The 12,414-nt window shown below is 59.5% G+C and carries 12 protein-coding genes and 1 pseudogene; 1 reads left to right on the forward strand and 12 read right to left on the reverse strand.

The features are described from left to right. Positions 1-4: 4 nt before the first annotated feature. The 3 genes from ACX3OZ_RS19220 to ACX3OZ_RS19230 all read right to left on the reverse strand — a co-directional run bounded on the left by ACX3OZ_RS19220 (position 5) and on the right by ACX3OZ_RS19230 (position 2,836). Positions 5-1,297, reverse strand: coding sequence for a TRAP transporter large permease (locus ACX3OZ_RS19220; RefSeq protein ID WP_459094572.1), 1,293 nt, complete (start codon positions 1,295-1,297; stop codon positions 5-7). Next, positions 1,297-1,782 carry a TRAP transporter small permease gene (locus ACX3OZ_RS19225; protein ID WP_459094571.1) on the reverse strand — a complete coding sequence of 162 codons (486 nt, stop codon included), beginning with the start codon at positions 1,780-1,782 and terminating at the stop codon, positions 1,297-1,299. Before ACX3OZ_RS19225 ends, ACX3OZ_RS19220 begins: the two co-directional genes overlap by 1 nt. A 64-nt stretch (positions 1,783-1,846) precedes the next feature. Then, the gene (locus ACX3OZ_RS19230) at positions 1,847-2,836 is read right to left on the reverse strand and encodes a TRAP transporter substrate-binding protein (RefSeq protein ID WP_459094570.1); all 990 of its coding nucleotides are present in this window, start codon (positions 2,834-2,836) and stop codon (positions 1,847-1,849) included. A gap of 91 nt (positions 2,837-2,927) precedes the next feature. On the opposite strand from ACX3OZ_RS19230, the gene ACX3OZ_RS19235 reads away from it, so the two are divergent. Then, on the forward strand, positions 2,928-4,202 hold the full coding sequence (locus ACX3OZ_RS19235; RefSeq protein WP_459094569.1) for an ROK family transcriptional regulator: 1,275 nt from the start codon (positions 2,928-2,930) through the stop codon (positions 4,200-4,202). 773 nt (positions 4,203-4,975) lie between these two features. Here ACX3OZ_RS19235 and ACX3OZ_RS19240 read toward each other — a convergent pair. The 9 genes and pseudogenes from ACX3OZ_RS19240 to ACX3OZ_RS19280 all read right to left on the reverse strand — a co-directional run. Next, a pseudogene (locus ACX3OZ_RS19240) lies at positions 4,976-5,227 on the reverse strand (integrase core domain-containing protein); the annotation flags it as partial. Positions 5,228-5,648: 421 nt separating this feature from the next. Continuing rightward, positions 5,649-6,686 carry a LacI family DNA-binding transcriptional regulator gene (locus ACX3OZ_RS19245; protein WP_459105244.1) on the reverse strand — a complete coding sequence of 346 codons (1,038 nt, stop codon included), beginning with the start codon at positions 6,684-6,686 and terminating at the stop codon, positions 5,649-5,651. 12 nt (positions 6,687-6,698) lie between these two features. Continuing rightward, on the reverse strand, positions 6,699-7,427 hold the full coding sequence (locus ACX3OZ_RS19250; protein WP_459105251.1) for an amino acid ABC transporter ATP-binding protein: 729 nt from the start codon (positions 7,425-7,427) through the stop codon (positions 6,699-6,701). Continuing rightward, a complete protein-coding gene (locus tag ACX3OZ_RS19255; RefSeq protein ID WP_459105245.1) occupies positions 7,414-8,109 on the reverse strand; it encodes an amino acid ABC transporter permease in 696 nt (231 codons plus the stop codon). Before ACX3OZ_RS19255 ends, ACX3OZ_RS19250 begins: the two co-directional genes overlap by 14 nt. Next, positions 8,066-8,746, reverse strand: coding sequence for an amino acid ABC transporter permease (locus ACX3OZ_RS19260; RefSeq protein ID WP_459105246.1), 681 nt, complete (start codon positions 8,744-8,746; stop codon positions 8,066-8,068). Before ACX3OZ_RS19260 ends, ACX3OZ_RS19255 begins: the two co-directional genes overlap by 44 nt. Positions 8,747-8,801: 55 nt before the next feature. Next, on the reverse strand, positions 8,802-9,593 hold the full coding sequence (locus tag ACX3OZ_RS19265; RefSeq protein WP_459105247.1) for a transporter substrate-binding domain-containing protein: 792 nt from the start codon (positions 9,591-9,593) through the stop codon (positions 8,802-8,804). A gap of 20 nt (positions 9,594-9,613) precedes the next feature. Then, complete coding sequence (locus tag ACX3OZ_RS19270) at positions 9,614-10,591, reverse strand: transketolase family protein (protein WP_459105248.1); 978 nt, start codon at positions 10,589-10,591, stop codon at positions 9,614-9,616. Further along, positions 10,588-11,421 (reverse strand): transketolase, encoded by an 834-nt coding sequence (locus ACX3OZ_RS19275; RefSeq protein WP_459105249.1) that lies wholly within the window; start codon positions 11,419-11,421, stop codon positions 10,588-10,590. Before ACX3OZ_RS19275 ends, ACX3OZ_RS19270 begins: the two co-directional genes overlap by 4 nt. Positions 11,422-11,424: 3 nt before the next feature. Next, positions 11,425-12,195 (reverse strand): SDR family NAD(P)-dependent oxidoreductase, encoded by a 771-nt coding sequence (locus ACX3OZ_RS19280; protein WP_459105250.1) that lies wholly within the window; start codon positions 12,193-12,195, stop codon positions 11,425-11,427. Between the last annotated feature and the right edge of the window lie 219 nt (positions 12,196-12,414).

Below are 12,414 nucleotides of genomic sequence, written 5' to 3' on the forward strand. Positions count from 1 at the left end.
AGTCCTAGAGATATCCGAGTGCCTGTGGCAGCCAGAGCGACAGCTGGGGGAACAGGATGACGAGTATGATGGCGATGATGATCGGCACGTAGAAGGGCAGCACCGCCTTGAACACCTGATCGAGCGGAGTGTTGGTGATGCGTTCCATGATGAACAGCACGATGCCGACCGGCGGGGTGATGACACCCAGCACCAGGGTCATGACCACGACCATGCCGAGCTGCACCGGAGAAATGCCAACCTCGGTTGCCAGCGGCAGGAACAGCGGGGTGAAGATGATGATGGCGCTGACCGTCTCCATGAAACAGCCGACAACCAGCAGCACCAGAGCAATCAGCAGCAGGATGAGCAGCGGATCATTGGTGGCTGACAGCACGAGCTCGGCGAGCATCGGCGGAATGCCCAGGCGGATGATGACGTAGCCGAACAGCGATGCGGTGGCGACGATCAGCATCAGGGGCGCCACTTCAGTGGCGGTCTGCCGCACCATGAGGACGAGGTCTTTGGGTGAAATCTCGCGATAGACGATGCAGCCGATAAAGGCGGTGTAGAGCACGGCGACCACGGAGGCCTCGGTGGGCGTGAACAGGCCGGTAAAAATACCGCCAAGGACGATGGCCGGGCACAGCACCGGCAGGATGGCACCCCGGAGCGAAACCAAAATCTCACCCAGATCGACGCCGTCATTGCGCGGGAAATTGGCACCCTTGCCCCAGATCCAGCACATGATCGACAGCACGATGCAGATCAGCACGCCGGGAACGATGCCAGCAACGAACAGCGCGCCAACCGAAGCACCACTCATCACCGCATAGACGATCATCGGGATCGAGGGCGGCACGATCGGGCCGACGGTGGCCGAGGCCGCCGTCAGGCCGATGGAGAAGGAGGCCGGAAAGCCCTTCTTGACCATGGCTTCGTGCTCGATCTTGCCCAGGCCGGCCGCGTCGGCGGCAGCCGACCCCGACATGCCGGCAAACACCAGGCTGCCCAGAATATTGACGTGGGCCAATCCGCCGGGGAAATGACCGACCAGCGCGTCGGCAAACCGGTAGAGCCGCACCGTGGCGCCCGAGCGGTTCATGATCTCGCCGGCCAGCATGAAGAAGGGGACGGCCACCAGCAGGAAGCTGTTGACGCCATAGAACATGCGCTGGGCCACCAGATCGACGGGCACGGAGGCGCCGAACATCAGCAGCAGGCCAACGAGGGAGACGACGCCGAGAACGATGGCGACGGGCATGCCCAGGACAATGAGCCCGATGAGCAGGCCGATGATTGCAATCAGATCGAACATCAGTTTTGCTCAAGCTCTACAATGGTGTGGCGGGGCGGCTCTTTGGCCTTGAAAATCCAGGCCAGGAAGGCGACGGCCATGGCTACGGCGCAGACCCCGATCAGGGCTTGCACATAGCCCATCTTGAGCCAGGCCATGGTGGGCAGCGGGGCGGTCCAGCCGATCCTGGCATAGAGATAGGCGCCATAGGCGACCAGGATCATGAAGGCCGCCGCAACCAGGCCGAACAGGATATGCAGCACCTGCCGGACCCGGGCCGGAAATATCTCGTAGAGCACGCCGACGCGAATATGTTCGCTGCGCATGGCGGCGGCGACGCTGCCGACAAAGATCAGCGCGACATAGGCGATGCGTGTCAGCTCCTCGGTCCACGGCATGGGCAGCCGGATCACGAAGCGATTGCCCACCTGAATGGTCACCAGAACAATCATGAGCATGAACAGGAGCCCGGTCAGGTGCCCCAGAAAATTCTCTAACCGACGCATGCAGCCCTCCTGCTGACCTGCTGAATGGACGGGCCGGAGCACACAGCTCCGGCCCGGAACCGCCTTACTTGGCCGGATCGGCAGCGACGACGCGCTCGTACAGGCCAGCCTTGAGGATGCGGTCGGCGATTTCGCGCGAACCCGACAGCGCCGCCTGGAACTGGCTCAGGTCCGGCTCGATGACATTGGTGCCGGCGGCCCGAATTTCCTTGATGTAGCGCGCCTCCGAGTCAGCCAGCATGGCATCGCCGAGCAGTGCGGCCTGCTTGGCTGCATCGGCCACCACGGCCTGCTGATCGGCGCTCAGCTTCTGCCAGGTGTTTTCGGAAATCTGGATCTTGTAGACGTCGCGCACATGGTTGGTCAGGATCAGGTTTTCCTGAACTTCATACATGCGGTTCTGCACGATGGTTTCGAGGGGGTTTTCCTGCGCCTCGACCACGCCGGTCTGCAGCGCCGTATAAAGCTCGGACAGCGACACGGTGGTCGCGACCGGCTCAAGCTGGCTCCAGACCTCGATCCACAACGGGTTTTCGGGCAGACGCAGACGCAGGCCCTTCATATCCTCGGGACCATTGATGGCGCGGTTGCTGGTGACCTGGCGGGCGCCGCGATCCATGATCGCCAGCGTGCGAATGTTCTTTTCCTGAAGCACCAGCGCATCGATCTCATGACCGATCTCGCCGTCATAGACGGCGCGGACATGCTCGACGCTGGTGAACAGATAGGGCACCGACAGGAAATATTCCGGCAGCCAATAGACCACGTCGGACACGCCGGCCAGCGACATGTCGGTGGAGCCAACGACCAGCGATTCCAGCACGTCGCGCTCATTGCCCAGCGCGCCGTCGGTGAAAATGTTGACGGCGATGGCGCCGTTGGAATTGGCCTCGACCAGTTCCTCGAATTTGCGCATGGCGTTGCCGACCTGGCCATCGCCGCCGTTGAAGCCGGTAGCAAAGTCGATACGCACATCAGCGGCGAAAGCCGTCGCCGTCATCATGACGGTCGCTACGGCAGCCAGGCCACAAGCAGCTTTGAAATTGTAAGACATTCATCCTCCTCCGGCCTGTCCTGACCCAGGACGAGGCTTTAATTCCAATTGCTGTAATTATATTCCTGACTTTGGCAAGGGCCATTTGCCAGTGAAGCTGGCCCGTGCAAAACTGCGTGTTGGAAATCGGCATCAAGCGAAGAAGACGCGACATATGAAGCACTTGGTTGATGCGCACACGCCGCTGATCGCCGGCCTGACCGAGCGCGCACCCGCCGATATCGAAACGCTGGATGCGCAACGCCGACGGCAGCTGCTGGGCGAAATCTCCGGGGGCGGCACCACACGCAAACGCCTGGCCACGCTGTTGCGGATGCGCGCCGGCACGGTAACCCAGCACGTCACCGAACTGATCGACGCCGGGCTGGTGCGTGAATTGCATCAGATCCGCACCAACGAAAAGGGCCGGCCGGAGGTGCTGCTCAGCTGCGCGACGCAGGCGGTGAACGTCATCGTGGTGCAGGCGCTGGCCGACCGCATCGTCGGCAATCTGGTGGATCTCGGGGGCACATCCTCATGTGAAATTTCGCGTCCGGTCGAGGATGTCAGCATCACGGCGGCCGGCATCGGCGCGCTCATCGTCAGCCTGGCTCAGGAACTGCGCGACCGACTGGAACAGGGTCGGTTGGCAGGACTGGTGGTATCGTTGCCCGGGATCGTCGACGAGGCGGCAGGCCAATGGTTATTTTCCAGCCGATTTCCCAACGCGGCGCCGCTGTCCATCGCCGACCTCGCCGCAACCCTGCAGATGGAGGTGCGGGTGCAGCGTGCCTTGAGCGCCGAATTGCGGGCGCGGCTGCTGCGGCACCAGGACGAGGGCGCGAATTCGACGGTGCTGTTGCACTGGGGTTATGGCGTCGGCCTGACCAGCGCCATCAACGGCGCGGTGCAGCATTCAACCCAGGGCGGGTTCGGCGAGATTGGCCATTGGCGCAGCTTCATGGCGGGCGACACTCCCTGCCGTTGCGGTGAACGGGGCTGTCTTGAGACGCAGGCGGCACTGTGGAGCCTGGTCGCCCCGCTGCAGCTGGCAAGCTCAAGCGAGGACGACTTCGCCCGACAGCTGATTCAGGATCCGGCATTGGCCGATCACCCGCTGATACGTCGCGCCACCACGGCCATGGCCATCGCCATGCGCGACGTCTATCTGCTGCTGTTTCCCAACCGCATCACCATCACCGGCCCGTTTGTGCAATCGCCGATCCTGTTCGAGCGCCTGATCCGCGAATTCCGGGACAGCCTGCCGCAATATGTGCCGTCGCGGGTCGAGACCGAAGCGGCGGTATTGAGCCCGCGCGACGAAATCGTCGGCGCCGCCAAGCCGCTGCTGCATCAAGCCATCCAACGAGCGCTGGCAGAAATCTAACGCGACTATTTGGCGCGCTGCAGCACCATCGCGGCAATCCGTTGCAGCATTGGCATCGGCACGCCTCTGCGCTCGGCGATCGCCTGGGGCCAGGCAAACAACGCATCGTATGACAGTCTTTGAAATTAAATGGCGCGCCCGGAACGATTCGAACGTCCGACCCCCAGATTCGTAGTCTGGTGCAAGGCACTGAAATATAATGGATTTTCTGCAAACTATGGATGTTGTGGGGTATTATAAATCAAGCACTTACGACCGATCTGCAAACTGCCGCAGGCGTCTGATCTCGCTCGCTAGGGCTCATTGACGACCGTCCGGGTACCCGCGATCGTAACGCGATCCGTGCTGTGTGTGGTAGTGAGTGGCTCCGACCGCCAACTAGTTTGGCCTTACTAGCCTCTCGGCATCTGGTCTAAAAACTGGTATCATTCCGTAGTCACAGGTGGTCGCATCCGCGGCGGCATGGAGGACCAAGAAATGGACGCAAATCTTCTTCTATGGCTCTGGGGTCCAGCCGCGATGACGTTCGTCGTTGTTACAACCTTTCTGATCAATCGCCACTTCCAGAAGCCACGTAAGTCAAAGCGCCGTCCCAACGGCTGACAGACGAAGGAGGTGGGGGACGTGTGGACGCCGTTGGTCGCCACACCAGCACGGCTAATGCACGAGAACGGCTTTGTGGCCCGTTTGAGCCGGCATTGTCCGTCGTCAGATCATTTGGCTCAGCTTCGGTCGCCGATTAGAGGAGTGTCAGCCTCGTCTTTGGGTTGATGTTATGCGGCGATGTTGCGGTGCTGCAAGCGCCGATGCTGGATGGTCTGGCGTTTGATCCTTTCGCGTTGTTTGATGATGGCTGCGGCCCTGCCGAAGTAGGCGTCGGCCGGTGTTACGTTGGCCAGGCTCTCGTGGTCGCGCCGGTGGTTGTAATGCTCGACGAAGGCGGCGATCTGGGCCTCGAGGTCGCCGGGCAGGAAGTAGTTCTCCAACAGGATGCGGTTTTTGAGGGTCTGGTGCCAGCGGACTATCATCTCTTCCAGTTCGAGAGCGGCGATCGCCGCTATGGCTATCCCGATCCAGAATGGGGTGACGAAACGCGCGACGCCCGTAACGCCCGGCTCGGTTCCATCCTTGCCCGCGGCGACACCCGGTTCACCTACATGGAGCCGTGAAGGCAAACACCAGCTTGCTACTGCCCGCGTGATCCGCAGGTTGGCCGATTTCTAGGAACTACTGGCGTTCGCAAAAAAGCTGGCACAAAAATAGATACATCGCAGCGACCAGAAATGGACCGGCCCACCTGCCTCGGTCCAAGTGGCGATACCCCAATTTTCGGGCCTTGACCTCTTGTGGCTGATGCCTAGGAGCAGGCTTGGCTATCGCAATTCAACGATTATTTCTTCCTAGACCCGTATTGCGCCGTGTAATCGCTCGCTATGTGAAGAGTGCTTATGTGCTTTGGCGTTGGATGATCTTGAAGCCGATATCCGTCACGACGCGCGTTGTGCTTCCGGCCACACGATCGAGAATTGTAGCTGCCGCTTGGCGCCCCATCTCTTTGCGATTAACACGCACAGTCGTCATTGTGGGCACAATTTGCGATGCGATCTCCAGATCGCCAAAACCAGCGACGGCCAGACGATCGGGAATTGCCCATTTGCGGCGCTGACATTCGAAAATGACACCAACGGCAGTAGTATCGCTCGCGCAAAAGATAGCATCAATCTCGGGCGTCTCGTCGGTAAGCTCTATGAGCGCGTTGCTGCCAAAAGCATTCTCCATGGGGCCAATGCGAACCAGGACAGGTAGCCCCAGCGTCTCACAGGCGGCTCGATAGCCGAGTGTGCGCCGCGCCGCACGGTCATGGCCGTGAGGCGTGGCACCAATGAAGCCGATGCGGCGGTACCCTCGCCCAAAAAGATACTCCGTCATTTCATAGGCCGCCTGGAAGTTGGAGATCCCGACAACGCAGTCGATCGGTTCAACGCCTTCGATCTCGCTGATCTCGACGACCGGATAGCCCCTTTCACGCAGCAACTTCCTAACACGCTCGGAGGTTGGGAAAGCCTGAAGGATCAGGCCCGCCGGCTGCCAGCCCAGGATTTCGAGCACCCGCTGCTCCTCTTGGCCAGACGTGAGTTCTCCGGGGGAAACGATCAGCTGATAACCGTGCGCAGTGAGCATGTCGGACATGCCTTGAACCTGTTCGGCAATACCCGTATTGATAATAGGCGGCACGACGGTGCCGACGATCCTGCTTGCCGACTGGGCCAGACTACCCGCCACCCGATTTAGGATGAAGCCCATATCCTTGATGGCGTCGAGCACCCGGATGCGCGTTTTCTCGGCAACCTTGTCAGGGTGATTGATCACCCGCGATACAGTCATAATCGACACGCCGGTGGCCGTGGCGATTGCATCGAGATTAAGAGGTTGACTATGCTGAGCCGGATAGATGACCGGGCCAGCCTCACGCTCCTTTTTCATCGCGTCGGGCTTTCAATGACGTGTTGATTTCAGGAACTCGCCAAGTTGGGGCGTCTTGGGATGATCGAGCACCTCGCGCGGCTTCCCATCCTCCACGATACGGCCCCCGTCCATAAAAACCAGACGCGTCGCGGCACGCGCTGCGAACGCCATCTCGTGAGTAACCAGGACCATCGTCGTGCCGTCTTCCACCAGCCGCTCGAGAACCTTAAGTACCTCTCCAACGGTTTCCGGATCCAGTGCAGAGGTGATCTCGTCCAACAATAGCACCTTGGACTTGAGCGCCAACGCGCGTGCGATGGCGACGCGTTGCATCTGCCCGCCCGAAAGCTGGCGCGGATATGATTTTGCCTTTTCGGCGAGCCCGACGCGTGTCAATGCGAACATAGCCATTTCTTGGGCATCAGCCTTGCTATATCCTTGCACCTTGCGCAGTCCAAGGGTCACATTGGCCTCCACGGATAAGTGTGGAAACAGATTGTAGCTTTGGAAAACCATGCCGATGAGCCGCCGGCCCTCAGCGCTCCAGTCGCCATTCTCCTGACGTATGCCGCCAACTGTGATCGCGCCGCCCTGGACCGATTCCAGCCCGGCAATACACCGCAGGAGCGTACTTTTCCCCGATCCGCTGCGGCCAATGATGGCGACGACCTCGCCTGTGTCCATCTGGAAATCTATGCCTCGCAGTACCTGCAGAGCCCCGAAGCACTTTACGAGGTTCTCCACTTCAATAAACATAATATTTCGCTTCCAGATAAGCGCTGAGCCTTGAGAGTGGCCAGCAAAGGATAAAATAGAGCAAGCCACAGACCCCGTAGATCAGGAACGGCTGGAATGTGGCGCTGTTGATCATCTGCGCCGTACGCAAAATTTCAGCGAAGCCCAGAACCGAGAGCAGTGCCGTGGCCTTGATGATCTGCACAAAAAAGCCCACGGTGGCGGGAAGAGAAATTAGCAGCGCCTGCGGCAGGATGACATAGATCTGCTGCTGCAATTTCGAAAGCCCCACTATTTTCGAAGCCTCCCACTGCGCAGCGGGGATGCCTTGAATACATCCCCGCCAGATCTCCGCGAGATAGGCGCTGGAGTAAGCTGTCAGGCCGATCGCCGCGCAGGCCCAAGCATCCAGCCTTATGTTGACGAAGGTAAGCCCGAAGTACAGCACGAACAATTGCACCAGAAAGGGCGTGCCCTGAAAGATGTTGATATAGCCAGCAGCCAGGAGCCGCAGCGCCCGATTGCGCGACAGGCGCAGTGTCGCAACCAGCAGCCCGACCACAGTGCCGGTGACGAAGGCAAAGAGCGATAAAAGGATCGTCCAGTTTGTTGCAACAAACAGCAAGCGGGCATCGCCGAGACCAAGTTCGCGGAACACGATGCTAACCCCCAAACCGTTGCTGCTCAACCGCAATCCAGCGGTCATAGATGATCTTTAGCAACAGTTTGAAGATGCTGCTCAGCCCCAGGTAGACCACGAGAATGAAGATATACACTTCGAAGCTCCGAAAGGTGCGCGACTGGATGGAGCCGGCGATCGCAGTGAGTTCGTTGGCGCTAATGATCGAAATGACGCTGGTGGCGAGCAGAAGCACGATGATCTGGCTGGATAGGGCGGGGAACGCGATAATCAGTGCCGGCCTCAGCATGACATAGACGAAAGTCTGGACGCGGTTGAGGCCGATTACACGCGCAGCCTCAATGAGGCCCTGCGGAACGGCCAGCGTTCCGGAACGGATGATTTCGACGCTGTAGGCGCCAAAGTTGAGGGTGAGCCCAATCATCGCGGCGATGTCCGGCGTCAGAGCGAGCCCAGTGCTCGGCAGGCCAAAATAGATGAAGAAGAGCTGGACCACGAGAGGCGTATTGCGGAAGACCCCGACATAGACGCGAACGACTGCTTTTGCCCATATCGGGCCAAAACGCAGAACGGCAGCACCCGTGACCGCGATGATCAAGCCGAGGACCATCGACAGAAGTGTAAACGTCAGCGTCGCCTGAATCCCCTCCAGCAGCAGCGGCCATTCGCGCCAGACACTGTCGAAATGAAATGTGTAGCTCATGGCGACTCTGAACCTATGGGGGGTGGCACGGGCAGAGCCACCCTGGATTTCACTACTAGAGGGTTGGCAGGGGCGGTAGCGGTGCGCCGCGATATTTCACAGCCAGTTCGTCAAGCGTGCCATTCTTCTGTAGGGTGTAGATCAGCACGTTGAGGTATTGCTGGAGGTCGATCTGGTTTTTGCGGATGCCGATACCGTAGTGAGCCTCGCGCAGGACAATCTTGACTTCATAGTCTTTGCCGGGCGCCCGTTTATTGAGCTCGTTAGGGACGAGACTCCCGGTGCCCAGAACATCAATCTGGTTCGACAGAAGCGCCTGGATCGTCGCTGACTCGTCGTCGTAGCGCTGGAGGGTGATGCCGTCGATATTCGCCTCGGTAAGAATTGCATCCTGAAGCGTGCCGCGAGGCACCCCCACACGCTTTCCACTAAGGTCCTCCAACGAGGCAACCTCAACGTCAGCTGCTGCTGCAAGGACGCTCGCATCATTGGCATACGGATTGCTGAACCAGACCTGCTGCGCGCGTTCGGGCGTGATCGAAAATAGCGAGATCACCATATCGACCCGATTGGACAACAGGAACGGGATGCGATTCTGAGAGGTCACCGGGACTAGTTCGACCTCAACTCCGAGATTCTCCGCGACGAGACGTGCAAGCGCGGGATCGAAACCATCGGGCTGGCCGTTCTCATCGATGCGCCCGTGCGGCGGTGTCGTCACATCGACGGCGATGATAACCTTACCCCGCGAAAGTATTTCATCGATAGTCTGTGCCATCGCCGGCGCAGCGATCAAGGGTGCTAGTAATAGGGCGGTTGCTGCCGCAAATGTCGTCAATAACTTCATGGTCCTTCTCCTCCAAGTGATCAGTTGTTGAGCTGTCGTGCGGCGTTGACAATGTCACCCGCCGTAATTCCGTATTTTTGTTGCAGGTATGGAACGGAGCCGCATTCGATGAACTGATCGGGCAGCCCAATATGCCGTAGGGGCTTTTGAACACCAGCGCCGTACAGCGCCTGCACGACTAGAGTACCCAGCCCGCCATCGATCACGTGGTTCTCTGCGGTGATCAACACATCGCACCCGGCAGCAAATGCCGCGATTCCATCGCGGTCGAACGGTTTGATACAGGGCACGTGCAGTACGCCTGCCTCGATGCCCAGACCGCGAAGCGTTTCGGATGCCTTGAGCGCAGAACCCGTAAGCAGGCCGGTGCTGATGATACCGACGTCCTTGCCTTGCCTGAGGCGGCGCGCCTTGCCGATTGCGAATTTCGGCGCGTCGGGGTCAAGCAGGACTGGCACCTTGCCGCGCGGCAGCCTCATATAGACCGGGCCGTCGTATTCGGCGATTGCCAGGGTTGCTTCCCGCACCTCGACAGCATCGCAAGGGTCGAGCACGACGAGGCCCGGGATCAGTCGTGCGAGACCAGTGTCTTCTATGGCCTGATGTGTGCCGCCATATCCGGTGGTCAGGCCGGGAAGACCAGCTATGATCTTTACATTGAGATTGCTATGGGCGCACGCGATAGCGATGAAATCATAGGCGCGGCGCGTTGCGAACACGCCGTATGTTGTGCAGAAGGCGATGTGGTCGACCTTCGCCAGTCCTGCGGAGACTGCGATCAGATTCTGCTCAGCCATGCCTACGTTGAAGAAGCGATCGGGATAGGTCTGAGCGAAAAGCTGGATATCGGTGTACTTTCCTAGATCCGCTGTCAGTCCGACTATACGATCATCGTCGCGGGCAGCCTCCACCAGCGCGCGGCCAAAGGGAGCCTCGACATAGGCACCCTCCAGGGCCTCCTGTTCTCCCATGCCAAGGGTGCGGCCAATCTCGGTCATGACGAAGCCTCCAGTTCGCGCGTGAAGTCATCCCATTCACTGGCCTCGACCCGGACGAAGTGCGCCTTCTCCCGTCTTTCAAGCATAGGCACTCCCTTGCCCGGCAGAGTACGGAGTACGATGGCCTTGGGTCGTCCGTCGCGGATCCGTGCACCGTCCAGAGCGACAAGAATGTCTTCCATTGAATTTCCGTCGATCTCGACTGCGTGCCAGCCGAAAGCCTCCCACTTCTCACGTACCGGCTCGATATTGATCACAATCGGCCCATCGGCCTGGATGCCGTTGCAGTCAATGAGAGCCACGAGATTGTCGAGCTTGAATGTCGTACCGGACATAGCGGCCTCCCAAGTGGAGCCCTCTTGCAACTCGCCATCCGACAGCTCAACGAATACGCGTGACGAGGGCGACCGCGAACGCAGCCCTAGTGCCATGCCGACACCCTGACCCAAACCGTGGCCGAGGGAGCCCCCGGTGACTTCCACCCCCGGCGTTGTGTCGATCGAGCTCATGTCAAGCCGACTACCGTCCCGGCCATAGGAATCGAGTTCGTCATGACGCAGCACACCCGCCTCGATCAGGGCGGCCCAAAGAGCGATGGAATAGTGCCCCGTCGACAGGATGAAGCGATCGCGCGCAGCCCAGCCAGGATCGGTTGGCTCATAACGCATTTCATGGAAATAAAGTGCTGTGATTACGTCGGCGATGCCCAGACCCTGGCCGATATAACCCTGTCCCTGCCCCCTTGCCATGCGGAGCATGTGTCCGCGAAGTGTGCGCGCCCGGCGCTTGAGCGCCGGCACTACATCGTTGGCCCTGATGTCGGTCTTCATGTCTTAATCCCTATCCAGCCCGCCGGAAAAATTCAGCCGCTCAGCCACGATGTAGTCCGGTGCATCGAGAGCTAGCCAAACCACGCCCTCGGCCACCTCGTCGCACGAGGTACGCCTGCCCAACGGGATGCGGGCCGTCCGCTCGGCAAGGAAAGTGTCAATATCGGCGCGGCCTTCGGCTGCCGCGAACTGCAGCTCGGTTTGGCGCTGCATTGCCGTATCCATCATGCCCGGGGCAAGACTGTTCACCTGCACTCCAAAGGGCGCAAGGGCAACAGCCGCAGAACGGCTGAGAGAGTCGAGCGCCGCCTTGCTCGCGCCGTAGGCGGTATAGCTCGGTAGCGCCATACGGGACGCCGGGGATGTTATATTGATAATCCGGCCTGAACCGCGCTTGCACATATGCCTGGCTGCCTCCTGCATCAGGAATGCGGACACCCTTACGTTAAGGGCAAAGGTCAGGTCCCAATTTGAGACCTCCATGTCCATGAAGCGCTCGCCTCGCCCAAAACCCACATTGTTGACCAGAACGTCGAGCCGTCCCGAGGTTTTTAATACATCCGCCACGACTTGGGTGGGCGCCCCCGGCAACGAAAGGTCAGCTTCGACGAAGTGGATTGAAATACCATTTCTAATAGCATCGCGTACTGTTTCTTGCGCCGCAGACACGTCGCGATCAACGATAACGACCGACAAGCCCCGACGGCCCAGCTTCAAAGCTGTTTCCCGGCCAAGGCCCGCCCCAGCCCCGGTTATAAGCGCAACCTTATTCAACGGCCCCTCGTAATGTTAGCGTCACCAGTTAGCGCTAACATTACATGCTTGATTAGAATGCGCAAGCTATTAGATGGCGAGACTTGGATGTGACTGAATAGCCCCTAGATTTGTAGACGCCTTCCTTCCTAATTTTGAGGCAAGGAGGCCTACATGGGCAAAGCCAATTTCAGCGACGATTTCAAGCGGGACGCGGTTCGTCAGATCACCGAGCGGGGG

The sequence above is a fragment of the Devosia sp. A369 genome (assembly GCF_054489345.1).